Annotated in this window: 14 protein-coding genes and 2 pseudogenes; 5 read left to right on the top strand and 11 right to left on the bottom strand. The window is 72.2% G+C overall.

Going from position 1 to position 16,328, the window contains the following annotated elements; genetic code table 11:
• Positions 1-135: 135 nt before the first annotated feature.
• Both QA802_RS27445 and QA802_RS27440 read left to right on the top strand, forming a co-directional pair.
• The gene (locus tag QA802_RS27445; RefSeq protein ID WP_334534923.1) at positions 136-1,218 is read left to right on the top strand and encodes a GNAT family N-acetyltransferase; all 1,083 of its coding nucleotides are present in this window, start codon (positions 136-138) and stop codon (positions 1,216-1,218) included.
• Positions 1,215-2,057 (top strand): transglutaminase family protein, encoded by an 843-nt coding sequence (locus QA802_RS27440; RefSeq protein ID WP_334527894.1) that lies wholly within the window; start codon positions 1,215-1,217, stop codon positions 2,055-2,057. The genes QA802_RS27445 and QA802_RS27440 overlap by 4 nt, the downstream gene beginning before the upstream one ends.
• Before the next feature lie 48 nt (positions 2,058-2,105).
• Here QA802_RS27440 and QA802_RS27435 read toward each other — a convergent pair whose 3' ends face one another.
• From QA802_RS27435 to QA802_RS27390, 10 genes and pseudogenes are all read right to left on the bottom strand, one after another.
• Positions 2,106-2,720 (bottom strand): response regulator, encoded by a 615-nt coding sequence (locus tag QA802_RS27435; RefSeq protein WP_334527891.1) that lies wholly within the window; start codon positions 2,718-2,720, stop codon positions 2,106-2,108.
• A complete protein-coding gene (locus tag QA802_RS27430; protein ID WP_443042181.1) occupies positions 2,717-3,943 on the bottom strand; it encodes a sensor histidine kinase in 1,227 nt (408 codons plus the stop codon). Before QA802_RS27430 ends, QA802_RS27435 begins: the two co-directional genes overlap by 4 nt.
• A complete protein-coding gene (locus QA802_RS27425; protein ID WP_334527888.1) occupies positions 3,940-4,680 on the bottom strand; it encodes an ABC transporter permease in 741 nt (246 codons plus the stop codon). The genes QA802_RS27430 and QA802_RS27425 overlap by 4 nt, the downstream gene beginning before the upstream one ends.
• A complete protein-coding gene (locus tag QA802_RS27420; RefSeq protein WP_334527886.1) occupies positions 4,677-5,639 on the bottom strand; it encodes an ABC transporter ATP-binding protein in 963 nt (320 codons plus the stop codon). The genes QA802_RS27425 and QA802_RS27420 overlap by 4 nt, the downstream gene beginning before the upstream one ends.
• Before the next feature lie 113 nt (positions 5,640-5,752).
• Positions 5,753-8,263: a hypothetical protein gene (locus tag QA802_RS27415; RefSeq protein WP_334527883.1), complete on the bottom strand. Its 2,511-nt coding sequence runs from the start codon at positions 8,261-8,263 to the stop codon at positions 5,753-5,755.
• A gap of 153 nt (positions 8,264-8,416) precedes the next feature.
• Positions 8,417-8,826 (bottom strand): annotated as a pseudogene (locus QA802_RS27410) (DUF6113 family protein).
• Complete coding sequence (gene mshB, locus QA802_RS27405; protein ID WP_319164852.1) at positions 8,826-9,710, bottom strand: N-acetyl-1-D-myo-inositol-2-amino-2-deoxy-alpha-D-glucopyranoside deacetylase; 885 nt, start codon at positions 9,708-9,710, stop codon at positions 8,826-8,828. Before mshB ends, QA802_RS27410 begins: the two are co-directional and overlap by 1 nt.
• Positions 9,711-9,802: 92 nt before the next feature.
• Positions 9,803-10,684 carry a hypothetical protein gene (locus tag QA802_RS27400; protein WP_334527879.1) on the bottom strand — a complete coding sequence of 294 codons (882 nt, stop codon included), beginning with the start codon at positions 10,682-10,684 and terminating at the stop codon, positions 9,803-9,805.
• Positions 10,685-10,708: 24 nt separating this feature from the next.
• Positions 10,709-11,589 (bottom strand): annotated as a pseudogene (locus QA802_RS27395) (helix-turn-helix domain-containing protein).
• Positions 11,590-11,916: 327 nt separating this feature from the next.
• On the bottom strand, positions 11,917-12,378 hold the full coding sequence (locus tag QA802_RS27390; RefSeq protein WP_334527877.1) for an ATP-binding protein: 462 nt from the start codon (positions 12,376-12,378) through the stop codon (positions 11,917-11,919).
• A 120-nt stretch (positions 12,379-12,498) separates the two neighbouring features.
• Between QA802_RS27390 and QA802_RS27385 the strand changes: the two genes are divergently transcribed.
• Positions 12,499-13,377 (top strand): helix-turn-helix domain-containing protein, encoded by an 879-nt coding sequence (locus QA802_RS27385; protein ID WP_334527875.1) that lies wholly within the window; start codon positions 12,499-12,501, stop codon positions 13,375-13,377.
• A complete protein-coding gene (locus tag QA802_RS27380; protein ID WP_334527872.1) occupies positions 13,374-13,583 on the top strand; it encodes a DUF397 domain-containing protein in 210 nt (69 codons plus the stop codon). Before QA802_RS27385 ends, QA802_RS27380 begins: the two co-directional genes overlap by 4 nt.
• Positions 13,584-13,588: 5 nt before the next feature.
• Here QA802_RS27380 and QA802_RS27375 read toward each other — a convergent pair whose 3' ends face one another.
• Positions 13,589-13,783: a hypothetical protein gene (locus tag QA802_RS27375; protein WP_062641281.1), complete on the bottom strand. Its 195-nt coding sequence runs from the start codon at positions 13,781-13,783 to the stop codon at positions 13,589-13,591.
• A 180-nt stretch (positions 13,784-13,963) separates the two neighbouring features.
• On the opposite strand from QA802_RS27375, the gene QA802_RS27370 reads away from it, so the two are divergent.
• Positions 13,964-16,081 (top strand): prolyl oligopeptidase family serine peptidase, encoded by a 2,118-nt coding sequence (locus QA802_RS27370; protein ID WP_334527869.1) that lies wholly within the window; start codon positions 13,964-13,966, stop codon positions 16,079-16,081.
• The last annotated feature ends 247 nt before the right edge of the window (positions 16,082-16,328 follow it).

Raw genomic sequence — 16,328 nt, 5'->3', positions numbered from 1 at the left:
GTTCCTCCTCGATAGGGCGCTGGCGGGCCTCCTCAGGCTCCGCCGCCTGGCGCGCGGGAGCGCGGCGTCGTCGATGCCCGCCACCTAGTATCTCCGTTCTTGGGCATGATCCGAACAGGAGGGGTGGACCGACCTGTGGAAATCTCGGCCGCCGGACGTCTCGAGGTCCGCATCACCGCTGCTGACGTGGGAAAACGCGTCTCCGTGCGGTGCTTGACCGACGCTGGAGCCGCCGACGCGAAATTCACCGACACGGTCGGGGTTCTCACATCATGGGACGACGGTGTGCTCGCGATCACACGAAAGAGCGGGGAGAGCGTCCGTGTTGACGCGTCCTCGCTGGTCGCGGGGAAGGTCGTGCCCGCCGCCCCGGCCCGCCGCCGGGGGCCGGCCGCCGGCTACCGGGAGCTGGCCGGCGTCGCCGCGCGGGCCTGGCGGCCGGTGGAGAGCGCCCGGCTCGGCGAGTGGGAGCTGCGGGCGGCCGCCGGGTTCACCCGACGGGCCAACTCGGTGCTGCCGCTCGGCGACCCCGGCATGCCCCTCGACGCGGCCCTGGACGCCGTACGGGCCTGGTACGGCGCCCGCGGGCTGCCCGCCTACGTGCAGACGGCGACGGGCGCCGAGGGGACCGAGGAACTGCTCTGCGCGGAGCTGGATCGGCGCGGGTGGGTGCGTGAGGTGACGGCGGAGCTGTGGATCGGGGCACTGGCGCCGGTCGCCGACCGGGCGGACGCCGAGGGTGTGGTCCTGTCCCGGGAGGCCGACGAGGCGTGGCTGGCGCGGTACCAGCGCAAAGGGGTGAGCGAGGTGGCCCTGCGGGTGCTGACAGGGCGGTCCTCCCACTCGGGCGAGAGCGGGGGCGGCGGGAGCGGGGGTGGGCCGTCGGTGTGGTTCGCCTCGGTGCCCGCGCCTGAGGGCGGGGCCCCGGCCGCGATCGGACGGTGTGTGGTGGACGGCCGCTGGGCCGGCTTCGCCGCCGTCGAGGTGGCTCCGGGGCACCGCCGCCGGGGACTCGCCACGACGGTGATGGCCGCGCTGGCCGGCAGGGCGCTCGACGAGGGCGCGTCGGCGGCCTGGCTGCAGGTGGAGGAGGAGAACGAGGTAGCGCGCGCTCTCTACGCCGGGATGGGCTTCGCGGCCCACCACGCCTACCACCACTACCGGGAGCCCGCCGGGGAGCCCTCACCCGGCCCGGGCCCGTCGTCGGAGGCGTCGTGAGCGGCTTCGAGTGGGCGCAGGTGCGGGAGCGGTTCGCGGCCGAGGCGCGGTCCGAGCGGCCCGATCTGGCGCTGCTGTGCCTGCTGGTCGGAGCGGCGGCCGACCCGACGGCGGGCGAGGACGGTCTGGACGCCGGGCAGATCGAGCTGGACCGGCTGGCGGGGCAGGTCCCGTACCGGCCGGGCGGGCCGGCGGCGTGGGCGGAGGCGTTGCGGGAGCTGCTCGGCGAGCGGTACGGGTTCCGCGGTTCCGCGGCGGACTACGACCGGCTGGACTCGTCGCTGCTGGACCGGGTGCTGGCGCGGCGGCGGGGGCTGCCGATCCTGCTGTCCGTGGTGTGGGTGGAGGTGGCGCGGCGGGCCGGGGCGCCGGTGTACGGGGTGGCGCTGCCGGGGCACTTCGTGGCCGGCTTCGGACCACCCGAGGACGTCGCCCGGCAGGTGCTCGTCGACCCCTTCGACGGGGGGCGGCTGCTGACCGGCGAGGACGCCGACCTGCTCGTCACCGGTGCGACGGGCGCGCCGCTGGAGCCGTCGATGCTGACGCCCGCGGAGCCGCTGGACGTCGTGATGCGGATCCTGAACAACATCCGGTCGTGGGCGTCGGCCCGGCCCGAACGGTCGGATGTCGCCCTGTGGGCCGTGGAATTGGCTCTCGCGGTGCCCTCTCATCCGGCCCGGCTGCGGTACGAGCGCGGGCAGTTGCTGGTGCGCCGGGGGGACTTCCTCGGCGGGGCCGCCGAGTTGGAGGAGTACGCGGGGCTGGTGGAGGTCGTGGACGAGGGCACGGCGGAACGCGTACGCGGCGAGGCCTTCGCCGCACGGGCCCTGCTGAACTGAACACCCGGGCCGCAGCGCCCGGCGACCGGCAGGGCCCCGGCCCGGGTGTTACAGCCAGCCCTTTTCTCTTGCGATGCGGACCGCTTCCGCTCGGTTGCGTACCGCCAGTTTCTGTATTGCGGTCGACAGGTAGTTGCGGACCGTTCCCTGGGACAGGTGCAGGGCCGCCGCCAGTTCGGCGTTGGTCGAGCCGTCGGCCGCCGCCCGCAGGACCTCGCGTTCCCGGTCGGTGAGCGGGTTGGCGCCCCCCGCCAGGGCCGCCGCCGCCAGCGTGGGGTCGATGACCCGCTCGCCCGCCAGCACCTTGCGCACCGCTTCCGCCAGTTGCGCCGCCGGCGCGTCCTTGACGAGGAAGGCGTCGGCGCCTGCCTCCATGGCGCTGCGCAGATAGCCGGGGCGACCGAAGGTCGTCAGCACAACCAGCTTCAACTCCGGGAGCTCCTTGTGGAGTTGTGCGGCTGCCTCGATGCCCGTGGCACCCGGCATCTCGATGTCGAGGAGGGCGACGTCGACGTCGTGGGCGCGGGCCGCGGCGAGGACCTCGTCGCCGCGCGCCACCTGGGCGACCACTTCGATGTCGTCCTCGAGGCCGAGCAGGGCCGCCAGGGCCTCGCGGACCATCGACTGGTCCTCCGCCAGCAGAACCTTGATCGTGCCTGTCATGAGCGGGATCCTACGTCCGGCACCGCGCCGGCCGGGACCCGGGCGACCAGGCGGAAACCGCACCCCAGGCGCTCCGCCTCCAGCACGCCGCCCGCCTTCTCCAGACGCTCCGTCAGGCCGGTGAGTCCGTTGCCGGGGCCCTTGCCGGAGCCGCCGGATCCGTCGTCCTCGACCGAGAGTTCGAGGACGGGGCCGTCGAGGGTCTGGCGGCGCACGACGTCCACCGTGCAACGGGCGGCGCCGCTGTGCCGGACCACGTTGGTGATGGCCTCGCGCAGCGCCCAGGCGAGGGCGGCCTCGCTGTCCTCGGGGACGCCTTCGAGATCCGGTTCGGCGGGCAGCGCGGCGATGACGCCGGCCGCCGTCAACGCGACCTGCGCGCCGGCGAGTTCGGCGGTCAGCCGGGGGCGCCGGTAGCCGGTGACGGCCTCGCGGACGTCGACCAGGGCCTGCCGGCTGACCTGTTCGATGTCGGCGACCTGCCGGGCCGCCTTGTCGGGGTGGTCGGGCAGCATCCGGCCGGCCAGCTCGCTCTTGAGCGTGATGAGGGACAGCGAATGGCCGAGCAGGTCGTGCAGGTCCCTCGCCAGCCGCAACCGCTCCTCGTTCGCGGCCAGTTGCGCGACCGTCGCCCGCGCCTTGCGCAACTCGATGGTGGTGCACACGAGTTGGCTGACGCCCGTCATCGCGAAACCGATGAGCAGGACCAGCAGAAGCAGGTTCAGCGCCTGTTCCTCGTCGCTGCGCAGTCCGACGAGGAGCAGCACGGCTCCCGTGCCCGGGATCGCCCAGAGCGCCAGCCGCATCGGCAGCACGCTTCCGCAGGCGACGGAGACGTAGCAGTACAGGCCGAGCCAGGCGGAGCCGTGGGTCAGGGAGAGGACGGTGGCCAGCACGGCCATGGACCCGATGAGGGCGTGAACGGCCTTCGTGGGGTAGGGCGTGTCCCCCATGTTCCGGAACAGCAGCGCGAGGTAGAGCGCGACGAACACCGCGAGTCCGAGCCAGCCGGCCACCGTGCCGGCCGTGGTGTGCTGCCCGGAGACCAGGTCGTGCACGGGCGAGCTGAGGAAGACCAGCCACACCCCGATCCAGAGCACCTTGCGCCGCCACAGTTCCCGCCGGTTACGGGCGGGCCCGCCCGGCAGGATCCGGTTGCCCTCGATGGCCTCCAGGCCGTCCCTGCCCTCCCGGCACCGCGGGTCGTCCGTCATGACGCTCACGCCTTCAGGGTGTCCTTCCGGTACAGCCAGGCCGCGCCGCCCGTGAACAGGGCGAAGAAGGCGGCCAGGATCACGATGTCCTCGGCATGCGGGGCCCGGCTCTGTTCGATCGCCTGCCCCAGGGCAGCGTACGCGTGCGTGGGCACCCACCTGGCGATGTCCTGCAGCCAGCCCGGGAAGGTCGTCGTGGGCATCCACAGACCGCCGAGGATCGACAGGCCGAAGTAGGTGATCATCGTGATGGGGCGGACGGCGTCCCCGGTCGCGAGGTAGCCGATCGCCACGCCCAGTGCGGCGAAGACGAGGCTGCCGGCCCAGATCGCGCCGGTGAGCGCGGCCCACTGCCAGGCGTCCAGCCGTACGTCCTTCACGACCGCGGCGACGGCGAAGACGACGACGATGGAGGGCAGGCTGACCACGGCGGCGCTCGCGGTCTTGGCGAGGACGTATCCGCGTCCCGGGAGGGTGGTCAGCCGCAGCTGCCGCACCCAGCCGCTCTGCCGTTCCTTGGCGATGCGCTCGCTGTTGCCCATCAGGACGGCCGTGAGGGCGCCGAAGGAGGCCATCGAGACCATCATGTACGTCGGCAGCGTGAGGCCCGTGCCGTCGATCTTCTCCTTGCTGTCGGAGGAGCCCGCGATCAGCAGGAACAGCACCGACGGGTAGATCACCGAGAAGAACAGGAACTTGCGGTTGCGCAGCGCGCGGGTGAGTTCCAGCTTGATCAGGCCGTTCACCGGGTCTTCGCCTCCTCGGCGGTGGTGAGGGCGACGAAGGCCTGTTCCAGGCCGAGCCCTGCGACTTCGAGGTTGTGCGGGTAGAGGCCGAGGCCGTACACCGCGTGGACGGTGGCGTCGGCGTCGGAGGACTGCATGCGCACGGTCCGGCTGGATCGGGGTCCGGATCCGGACGCGGACCCGGCGGCGGAGCCGCTGTGGGACACGGTCAGGGAGGTGAGGAACGGCAGGGCGCGCAGCGCGGCCTCGTCGATCTCGCCCTCCAGGTCGAAGGCGATGCGTCGGGCGCCGGCCTTCGCCTTGATCTCGGCCGCCGTGCCGTCGGCGAGCAGCCGGCCCCGGTGCAGGACCAGCACCCGGTCGGCGATGGCGTCGGCCTCTTCGAGGTAGTGGGTGGCGAACAGGACGGTGCGGCCCTGATCGGCCTGTTCGCGCATGGTGGCCCAGAACGCCTGCCGGGTGGTGACGTCCATGCCGGTGGTGGGCTCGTCGAGGACGATGAGGTCGCTGTCGCCCGCGGTGGCGAGGGCGAACCGCACCCGCTGGGCCTGGCCGCCGGAGAGCTTGTCGACCTTGCGGTCGGCGATCTGGGCGACGCCGGCGCGGGCCAGCACGTCGGCGGGCCGGTACGGCTTCGGGTGCAGCCGGCAGGCGAGGCCGACCAGTTCGGCGACCGTCACCTCGTCCATCAGGCCGCCGCTCTGCAGCATCGCGCCGACCCGCCCGGCGACGATCGCCTCGCGCGGGGTGGCGCCGAAGAGCCGCACGGCGCCGCTGTCGGGGTGCTTGAGGCCGAGCAGCAGGTCGAGGGAGGTGGACTTGCCCGCGCCGTTGGGGCCGAGCAGCGCCACGGTCTCCCCGGGCCGGAGGTCGAGCGTCAGGCCGTCCACGGCCCGTACGTCGCCGAAACTCTTGGTCACCCGGTCGAATCCGACCACCGGTGCTGTCTGCGTCGTCATGCCGGCAATCGTCGCCGGGAGGGCCCACCGGGCGGCAGTGTCGGACGTCCGGGGTGCCGCATGACATCTGTCATGCGGCACCCCGGACGATCCCCGGTCGAACGCCGGTCGCGTCAGCTGGGGTCGGTGTCGATGATCCCGACGCGGTCCGTCTTGCTGATCAGGGCCGGGCGCAGGGCGCTGATCACGTCCTCCACGGTGACCGGCGTCTTCTGCCCGGTGCCGCGGGTGATGAGGACGCCGTCGAAGGCGCCGCCGTAGAGGCCCTTCAGCGCGGCCTTGTCATAGCTCTCGACGAGCTTGCCGTTGATGGCCTTGACGCTGAGGAACTTCCACAGGGAGTTCTTCGGGCTCAGCGGCACGGAGTGCACCGCGTCGGTCTGGACGGTGACCTTGCCGGACATCGCCGGTTCGGCGAACGCCTTCATCATGCGGTCGACCTCGGCGTTCGAGATGGTCGGCTGCTTGGTGGTGGTCGGCACCGTGACCGCGGCGGCGGTGCCGGTCTCCACCTGGCCGCGGTAGGCGTCCACCACGGCCGACTCGGCCTTCGCCGGATCGATGCCCTTGCCGGCCTTGCCGTAGACGGGGACGGCCTTGCCCGAGGTGAACTTGATGGTGCCGTCCGTGGCCGAGCCGGAGCCGCCCGCGGCGTTCTTCAGGGCCGCCTGGAGCTTCTCCTCGTCCACCGGCATCACGGGCTCGACCTCGCGGTGCTGCCCGAACAGCGAGCCGATCACGGAGACCGGGTTGTAGTCGCTCTTGGCGGCCGCGTCGGCGGTGGCCTGCATGTCGAACTGCAGGCCCGCCTGGTCCGGCTTGAGGGTGACGGTGTCGCCGTCGACGGACAGCTTCAGCGTCTGCCCGGCCCGCTTCTCGAACGCGTCGTCGAGCTTCTTGACGGCGTCGTCGCGGGTGCCGCCGCCGATGTCGACGCCGAGCACGGTGGTGCCCTTGGGCACGTCGGAGTGGTTCATCAGCAGGCCCGCGCCGTACACGCCGACCCCCGCGACGACCACCAGGCCGCCCAGCAGCGGGAGTTTGCTGCGGCCCTTCTTCTTTTTCTTCTTGGCGTCACCGGCGGACGTGCTCTGCGCGCCCTGCGCCGGCCCCTTGGGCGGGGTGTGCGGCAGCGGACCCTCGGCGGGCGCGCCGCCCGTGAAGGGGGCTCCCGGTCCGCCCGGTCCGCCGGCGGGCACGACGGGGATGCCGCTGGTGACGGTGTTCCCCGAGACGTTGTCGGCCGGACGGCCGCCGTAGCCGCCCGCGCCCGGTCCGGGGGCGGGTTTCTGCGGGGTGAGGATCGCGGTGTCGTCGCTCAGACCGCCGCCGGGGAGCCGGCCGGTTCCGGCGACGGCTCCCACACCGGCTCCGACGCCGGGGGCGGCGGAACGCGGACCGCCGGGACCGCCGGGACCGCCGGGACCGGACGGCGCGCCGGGGGCGCCGCCGAGCATCGGGGGCACGATCGGGCCGTCGCCGGTGACCGGACCCCCGGTCGGGCCCGCGGGACCACCCTGGGGGCCGCCCCGGCCGTCGGGACCGCCCGGTCCGTCGGGGCCGTTGAAGTCGTAGGAGCCGCCGAGGCCGCCCTGGCCTGCCGGGAGGCCGCCCTGGCCGTCGGGCCTGCCGCCGACGCCGTTCACGCCGTTCGGACCGCTCACGCCGTTCGGGCTCGGGAGACCGTTCGGGCCGGTGCCCGAGAAGTACGGCAGGTCGTCACGGCGCGACTCCGCGCCGCCCTGCGCCTGCGCCTGGCCCTGACCCTGGCCCTGCGGCTGACCCTGACCCTGCGACTGCCCCTGACCCGGCGTCCGCCCCTGACCCTGACCCTGGCCCGTGCGCGGGCCGCCGGCCAGCGCCTCGGTCACGTCGAAGGAGCCCGTGCCGCCGCCGTGCCCCGGAGCCACGGGACCGCCGGTCGCACCGGAGAACCCCGCGCCGTTGGTGCCGCCGGAGCGGGCGCCGCCCGGCACGCTCATGGAGCCGACCACCCCGCCGGGACGCCCCGCACCGGGCCGCGCGCCGGTACCGGGCGCGCCGGCACCGGGACCGGGACCGGGACCGGGCACGCCGGAACCGGTGTTGGGGCCCGCCGCGCCGGAGGCGTTCGCGGACGCGCCTGCCCCGGCGGCCGAACCGCCCGGCAGACCCGCCCCGTTGGTGCCGCCGCCGCCCTGACCGGGCTTCCCCGGACCGGACTTGCGTGGCGCGAACCAGTCACTCGTCTTGTCCTCGGCGCCGGACGCCGAGTCGCCGGGCAGCTCGAACGAGCCGGTGTCGGACGAGGCCGAGCCGACGGCGCCCGCGGGGGCCGTCTGCTGCGCGTCGACGCCGGTGTCGGCCTTGCCGCCCGGACCACTGTCGTCGCCCGCGCCCTCGGCGTCGGCGACGGGTTTGCGCACGACGACCGGCGGAATGGGCCGCGATCCCGGGATGTTGATGCGGATCCGGGTGGTCAGCGTGGTCTCGGTCTTGCGTTCCTCCGGCTGCGCGGCCGAACGGCCCGCGTCCGCACCGCCGTCGGACACCACGGGGGTGCCGTACGGCGGCGTACCCGAGGGGTATGCGGCTCCGCCGCGCCCGTTGGGCCCGGAGGACGGACTGTCAGTTTCACGACTCAAGGCAGGTTCTCCAGGTTGGCTCCGCCGCTCGCCACGACCTCACGGGCTGCTCGGCGGCGCGCACCACCATACTGGCCACTTCTGGCCTGTATCCCACGACCGCCGGAAGACCCACACGGGACTCGCACGGTCACCCGGGGGTGAAGTGGTACGTCACTTGCCAAGTCGGACGTCGTCGCCGCCCGGTTGCCGCCCCCCGCCAAGGGTGGCGCAGATCACAGCGAGGGCCATCCCGCCGAGCAGGAAAAGATATGAGCCTCCGCCCGCGCCGAACAGGAAGTCGCCCTCCGGGCGGCCCGCGGTGGACAGAACGACGGAGATCATCCAGCCGGCGGCGGGTGCGACGGCCCCGGCGCGGCTGCCGACGGCCCGTGCGCCGCCGACGAACAGCCCGGCGGCGGCCACGAGCGCGAGGAGCAGACCGCCCGGAACCAGCCGGCCTGGACGAGCGCACCGGCGAGCCCGGTGAGCGCGCCGAGCAGCAGCAGCCCGGCATAGACGGCGGCCCGTCCGGCGGACGGCATCCGCAGCGGCTGGGCGAGCATCGAACCCCGGTCGGACATCAGGCCACCTCCGCCGCGTCGGTCGTCCCCGCGAACAGGTCGGTCTCCCGGTTCCCGCCGCGCCCGGCGGCCTCGCCCCGGACGAGTTCGTAGTACTCGGTGGTGAAGAGGGGCTGGGCGAGCCCGTTGGAGAGGGCGAAGTACCTCTCCCCCGGGGCCACGTCGATCTGGGTGGCGTGCGCCCGCATCGCGGCGGCCTTTGCGGAGGCGTACCCCGCGCCTCCGTCGATCTCGGCGGTGACGCGGTCGTCGTCCACGACCCCCGGCACGTCGGACACGGCGGCGGCGCTCGGGAAGGGGAGGTCCGGCAGCTCCTCCCTGAGCTTCGCGAAGGCGTCCTCGGCGACGGAGCGCGGGACGCGGTTCCAGTACACCTTCGGGATGCGCCAGCCGGCGGCCCCGGCCAGTTCGGCGGCGCGCATGGCGACCCGGTGGGCCTGGATGTGGTCGGGGTGGCCGTAGCCGCCGTCCTCGTCGTAAGTGACGAGGACCTGGGGGCGCACCTCGAGGATCACCTCGGCGAGAGACGCGGCCGCCTCGTCGACGTCGGCCTGCCAGAAGCATGCCGGGTCGTCGTTGTCGGGCAGGCCCATCATCCCCGAGTCGCCGTACCGGCCCGGGCCGCCGAGCAGCCGGACGTCGTGCACGCCGACCTCGGCCATGGCCGCGGCGAGCTCCGCCCTGCGGTGCTCACCCAGCGCGGCGCCGGTCAGCTGCCGCAGCTCGGGCGGGATGACCTCGCCGCGTTCACCGAGCGTGCAGGTGACCAGGGTCACGTGGACGCCCTCGGCCGCGTACCTGGCCATGGTCGCGCCGTTGTTGATCGACTCGTCGTCCGGGTGCGCGTGCACCAGCAACAGACGCCGGGAGGGCAGTTCCGTCATGGGCCAACCCTACGAGGCGACACCCCTCCCCCGGTCATCCACCCGCCCGTCGCCATTGAGTACCTGGGCGAGGGCGATGCGCTCGATCCGGGTCAGGCGTCTTCCCGGTAGCCGGTGAAGATCGCTTCGGCGGACGACGCGGTGACGGCCCGGGTCAGCCATTCCCGCAGCAGACCGGGGTCGTCGCAGCCGGTGATGCGCTCCCGCACCTCGTCGGGGACGTCGAGGCCGCGCGCCTCGAGAACGAGCACGATGTCCTCGGCACCCCGCTGGGCTCGACCCTCGTCGCGGAACTCTTCGAAGATGTACGACTTGTACGGGGAAAGGTCCACAGCCACCAGGTTCCTCCAGAGTTCCGCGGCCCGACGATTGCTACCGAGGCCTTGAGCGATGAATTCGATGATCGTGACGACGACCGCCTCGGGAGCGTCGTGCAATGCGGTGGACAGAGTCTTCAGTATTCCACCGACATCCGGTTCCTTCGCGTGCGTGATGGCGGACAGCGCGGCCAGCGCCAAGTCGGCCCGAGCGTCGTCCGGGTCCGTGATCAAGGGCATGTTGTGCGGACCGACCACCAGCGGGCGCAGAGTAAGGGAGGGCCACTGCTCTGGCCCGAGGATCATGGGCCGCGCGGCCCACTCTGCCGTGGTCCGGTCTTGGCAGACGACCAGCAGCAGAGGCGGGACCTTGTACTTCGTGTACAAGAAGGACAGGTAGTAGGCCCAGCTGGCGGGCTTGTCCGGGTCCTTCGCGCTCTGTGCTTCAACAGCCAGCAAGAACGACTCGTCGCCGTCGAAACGCAGCAGTGTGTCGACACGGCGTTCGACGGGCTGGGTCTCGGTGAGATCGGTCGGTAGAACCGTCACACACTCGGGTGGGATGAACGGGAGGCCGAGCACCTTGGAGACCCCGGCGAAAAGACCCGGATACTCCTGGAAAATTCGGTGCATCGCCTCATGGGACGCGCTGACCATGCGTTTCCTTTACTTGTGGGGTTTTCAGGGAGCCGACGCCGACTGTTTCCTGCAGTCGCGGCAGCGGGCGCCCGGTTCGGGTGAGCGGATGCCGCGGTCGCAGCCGTCGCAGTTCCGCATCTCGTGCGGGGCAGGCGGCGGTGGGGCCGCGGGCCCACGGAACGGCGGCGGTGGTGGCAGCAGGGCGGTGAGCCGGTGTGCCAGAAGGGCTGCGGGGCGGCGGACGCCTTCGGGCGGAAGGTGGCCGTGAGGGCCTGGCGTACGGCGGCGGGGCTGACGTCCCGCTCCAGCCAGGCGGCGACGCCGGGGGCGAGGTGGGCGGTGTCGCAGGTGGAGAGGAGGAGGCTGGAATCGTGACGGCGCAGGCCGGCGAGGAGGTCCGTTGCCGCCTGCAGGAGAGCGGGGGCGGGGTAGCCGGGGCGCGGGACGGCGGGGAGCGGCTTGCGGGGTGCGCGCGCCTTCTTCGGCTTGGCCGGGGTCGCGGCGTCCTGGGCATGCTCGGCGTGTTCGGCGGCTGCCGGGCGGCGGTCGTGGCGGCCGGGCTGGTTGCAGGAGACCGTGCGGGTGACGATCCGGCCGCCCGGGATCCGCGAGCGTTCGCGGCGCAGATAGCCGTGGGACTCCAGTTCGCGCAGAGCGGCGGCGATACGGGTGGCGCCCTCGGGGAAGCGGGCGGTGAGGGACTTGATGTCGACGCGGGCGCCCTTGGGCAGCGACTGGATGTGCACGCCCAGCCCGATCGCCAGGAGCGACAGCTGCCGGTGCTGGGCGAGGTGGTTGCCGATCACGGTGAAGCGGGTGGTGTGACGGGCGTTGTCGTGGGTGAGTCCGCCCGCGCGCGGGTGGTTTTTGCCCGCGTTACGGGACTCGGCGCACGAGGGCGCGCTAGGGTTTTCCGTGTCCATCGGGAAGTTGGCCTTCCTCGGTGGTCAGGCCCTCGCACTGGGATTGCCGTCCCGGCGGGGGCCGTCGCATGTCTGGGGTGGAGGTGCAGCACTGTGGCTCTGTGCTGCGTTGCGCTGAGCGTAAGGCAGGCAACCCGTCACGAATCCAGTCGAGTTGGGCATATTCACTCGCGGGAGTGAGTTTGACCGGCGGGCGGGAGGGGTGGGGCTTGGTGCGGTTCTTTCGCAGCCATCGTGGTCCTTTGGAAAGAGCGCCACTTGCGCCGAAGCCCGGAAATCCGGGTTCCGGTGACGGACGCACGTCGCCTCGTCCGGGGCTTGCGGCGGTCAGGAGTCGCGGCGACTCTGAACGTCGTCCGGCGGGAGTACGAGTTCGGCCCAGACCGTCTTGCGTGGGCGCAGCTCCGGGGCCCAGCCCCACCGGTCGGCGAGTGCCTCGACCAGGAGCAGCCCACGGCCCGACTCGGAATCGCCGTCCGGACCCGGATGCGGCAAGCGGGGCGGCCGCTCCCCCGCCGTGTCGGTGACCTCGATGCGGAGCGTGTGCGCGATGACGTAGACCGTGAGTCGGAAGTCCCGGCCCCGTACGCGTCCGTGAGTGGCTGCGTTCGTCGCCAGCTCAGCGACGATCTGGCCGGCCGGGTCCACCGGCACGCCCCAGAAGCGCAGTTGCTCGACGGTGAGCAGGCGGGCGAGGCGCGCTCCGCGAGGCGTGGGAGACAACCGCAGGCTGAAGTTGCGGAAGTGCTGGCCGGGTTGGGTCGCAGAGGAGACGGATTCCTGGATCACGTCACTCAGAGTGGCCACTCCCATTTACCGTGAACAGTGATGGAGCCGTTGCGTACGGTGACTGTCCGGGCGTTGTCCGGTCGTGTCCGAACTGTCGGCCCGGGTGACGGAGGGTGCGGAATGACGCAGGTGAACGGCAGGCCGGTCCAGCTCAAGGAGGAGGCGGACGAGCCGGGTTGGGAGGTGGATCCGGACGACCCCTGGGGCATCGCCGTCGTGGAGACGGTGGGGCGGCAGCTGAAGCTGCGGCGCGAGGCCGTGGGGATGCGCGCGGCCGACTTCGGGCTGGCGGTCGGGTACGGCGAGGATCTCGTCTACAAGATCGAGAGCGGCAAGCGGATCCCCCGCCCCGAGTACCTGGACAAGGCCGACAAGGTGTTGGGAGCGGGCGGGCTGCTCTCGGCGATGAAGGAGGACGTGAAGAAGGTCCGGTACCCGAAAAAGGTGCGGGATCTGGCGGCGATGGAAGCGAGGGCTGTCGAGATCGGGGTGTACGAGTGCAACAACATTCACGGGCTGTTGCAGACTCCCGAGCATGCGCGCGCCTTGCTGGAATCTTGGCAGCCTGCCTACACGCCGGAAGATGTGGAACGGCTGGTCGCGGCCCGCATGGCACGGCAATCCGTCTTCGAGCGGTCGCCTGCGCCCGCGCTGGGCTTCGTCCTGGAAGAGTCGACGCTGCGCCGCAACGTTGGGGGCACAATGGTGAGGCGACAACAGTTCGAACGCCTGCTACAGGTGGGGCGGTTGAACAACGTGACGCTTCAGGTGATGCCGATGGACAGTGGTGCCCACCCTGGCCTCAGCGGCAGGATCGAGCTGCTGAAGTTCGAGGACGGCACCGGAGTAGGCCGTTCCGACGGGGCGTTCAGCGGCCGTCCGACACCCGAGCTGAGGCAGCTCCGCATCCTTGAGCTGCGGTACGGCACCATCCGCGCGCAGGCTCTCCGCCCAGGGGAGTCTCTGGCCCTCATCGAGAAACTGCTGGGAGAGACATGATCCGCAAGCACGCCGCCGGGGGCCCATCCGAACCGGCGTGGTTCAAGAGCAGCTACAGCAGCGGCCCTGACGGTGAGTCCTGCGTAGAAATCGCCACCACCACCGCGACCGTCCACGTCCGCGACTCCAAGCACGCCGACGGCCCCCGCCTCCGGCTGTCGCCGGAGGCCTGGGCCGACTTCGTGCCGTACGTGTCGAAGAGCTGACGGCGTCAGAACTTGATGCTGCCGATCATGCTCGCCACGCTCGTCGTCAGGTCGCTGATGGTGGGAGCGATCGTCGAGGAGGCCAGATAGAAGCCGAGCAGGATGCAGACGACAGCGTGACCGCCCTTCAGTCCCGACTTCTTGACCAGCAAGAAGACGACGATCGCCAGCAGCACCACCGCCGAAATCGAGAGTGCCACGGCGGCTCACCTCCAAGGACCCGGGAAACGTGGGGGAAAACAGAGCGAGGGAACACGTAAGTCCATACGACTGCCAGCAGGTTTATACCCACTCAGCGCTAGTGATCATAACTACGTGTGGGCGCGCATCTCTCGGCGCACAGCCGCACAAGGGGGTCGCATGGCCAATATGGTCGGGGGATGACGACCGAGTCCGACTCCTTCCCCCGCAGGCACGCCCGCACCCAGCGTTTCACTCTCGGCGCGCCGCGTTCGTTCACGGTGGCGCCCGACGGCTCCCGCGTGGTGTTTCTGCGCTCCGGCTCCGGCACGGACCGCGCGGGCGCACTCTGGGTCCTCGACCCGGCGGACGGCACGGAACGCCTGGCCGCCGACCCCCGCACCCTCCTCGGCGGCGCCTCGGAGGACCTCTCGGCCGAGGAGCGGGCGCGCCGTGAACGCAGCCGCGAAGCCGGTGCGGGCATCGTCGGCTATGCCACCGACGCGGGCGTGGAGCTGGCGTCTTTTGCCTTGTCAGGGCGGCTTTTCACGGCCGAGCTGAGGGCCGGGACGGCCACCGAGCTGCCGGTCACCGGACCGGTGATCGACCCCCGTCCGTCCCCTGACGGGCGACTCGTCGCCTATGTCGCCGGGGGTGCGCTGCGGGTGGTGGGCGCGGAGGGCGAGGACGACCGGGCGGTGGCGGAACCGGAATCGGAACCGGTTTCCTATGGATTGGCCGAGTTCATCGCGGCCGAGGAGATGGCCCGCTCGCGCGGGTTCTGGTGGTCCCCGGACTCGGACCGGCTGCTGGTCGCCCGGGTGGACGACACGCCGGTGGAACAGTGGTGGATCTCCGATCCGGCCCAGCCGAAACGTGACCCACGCCACGTGCGATATCCAGCTGCCGGGACGCCCAACGCTGACGTACGGCTGTTCGTGTTCGGTCTCGACGGGGTGCGTACGGAGGTCGTCTGGGATCGTGCGCGCTATCCGTACGTGGCGCGAGTGCACTGGTCAGGGGCGGGGGCGCCGCTGCTGCTCGTACAAGCGCGCGACCAGCGAAGTCAGCTGTTCCTGGCGGTGGACACCGACTCCGGGGCGACCCGGATGGTGCATGCCGACGAAGATCGGATTTGGCTGGAACTCTTCCCTGGAGTGCCCTGCTGGAGCCCTTCGGGGCAGCTGGTCCGGATCGCCGACGAGGGCGGCGCGCGGGTTCTCGCGGTCGGTGAACGCCCGCTGACCGGAGACCAGTTGCACGTACGGGCGGTGCTGGACGTGACGGCCGACGACGTGCTGGTCGCCGCCTCCGCCGGGGCGGGCGCGGCGGCGCCCGAGGTCGGTGAGGTGCACGTCTACCGGGTGAACGAGCTCGGCTTCGAGCGTCTCTCCCAGGAGCCCGGCGTGCACGGGGCGGTCCGCGCCGCGAACGTGACCGTGCTGACGTCGGCGGTCTTGGACCGGCCGGGCGCCGAGGCGCGGGTGCTGCGGGACGGTAAGCCCGTCGCGTCCGTCCGGTCCTGTGCGGCGGATCCGGGTCTGACCCCGCGCGTGCGACTCGCCGAGGGGGGCGCACGACGCATTCCGTGCGCCGTCCTGTTGCCCTCGGACCACCGCGGCGACGCCCCTCTGCCGGTGCTCATGGACCCCTACGGCGGCCCGCACGGCCAGCGGGTGGTGGCCGCGCACAACGCGCACCTCACCTCCCAGTGGTTCGCCGACCAGGGCTTCGCGGTGGTCGTCGCCGACGGCCGGGGCACGCCGGGCCGCTCGCCCGGCTGGGAGAAGGCGATCCACCACGACTTCACGGTCGCCCTCGACGACCAGGTCGAGGCGCTGGAGGACCTGGCGAAGAGCCACCCGCTCGACCTCTCCCGGGTGGCGATCCGCGGCTGGTCCTTCGGCGGCTGGCTCGCGGCCCTCGCGGTGCTGCGCCGCCCCGACGTCTTCCACGCGGGCATCGCCGGCGCGCCGGTGACCGACTGGCGGATCTACGACACCCACTACACCGAGCGGTACCTCGGTGACCCGGCCACGTCGCCGGCGGCGTACGCGAAGAGCTCGCTGGTCACCGACGAGGGGCTGGCCGAGCCCGCCGAACCGCACCGGCCGCTGATGATCGTCCACGGCCTGGCCGACGACAACGTGGTCGTCGCGCACGCGCTGCGGCTGTCCTCGGCCCTGCTGGCCGCCGGCCGCCCACATGAGGTGCTCCCCCTGTCGGGCGTCACCCACATGACCCCGCAGGAACAGGTCGCGGAGAACCTGCTCCTCCTCCAGGTGGACTTCCTCCGTCGTACTCTCGGACTCGCCTGAGCAGCGGCCCCCGCGCAAGAAACCGGGCCGGGGCGCATGCGCCCCGGCCCGCTTACGGCACCCGCACGGCCGTACGTCGGTCAGCCTGACGCGTCCGTATATCGGAATCGGGTCGGCCAAGTTGCCTGCGTGTTAACGCGGTTGCTGCGCAAATGTACGGTTGCGCCGGCCCGCCGGGTCAACGTCAGACCTGCGGTCTCACCGGCTCGCCCGGTGTCCGCCCGCTCTCCGCCCGGTGTCCGCCCGC

This window comes from Streptomyces sp. B21-105 (genome assembly GCF_036898465.1).
GTDB lineage: Bacteria > Actinomycetota > Actinomycetes > Streptomycetales > Streptomycetaceae > Streptomyces.
The sequence above is the reverse complement of the archived record's forward strand: the minus strand, read 5'-3'. Positions and strand labels throughout refer to the sequence as shown.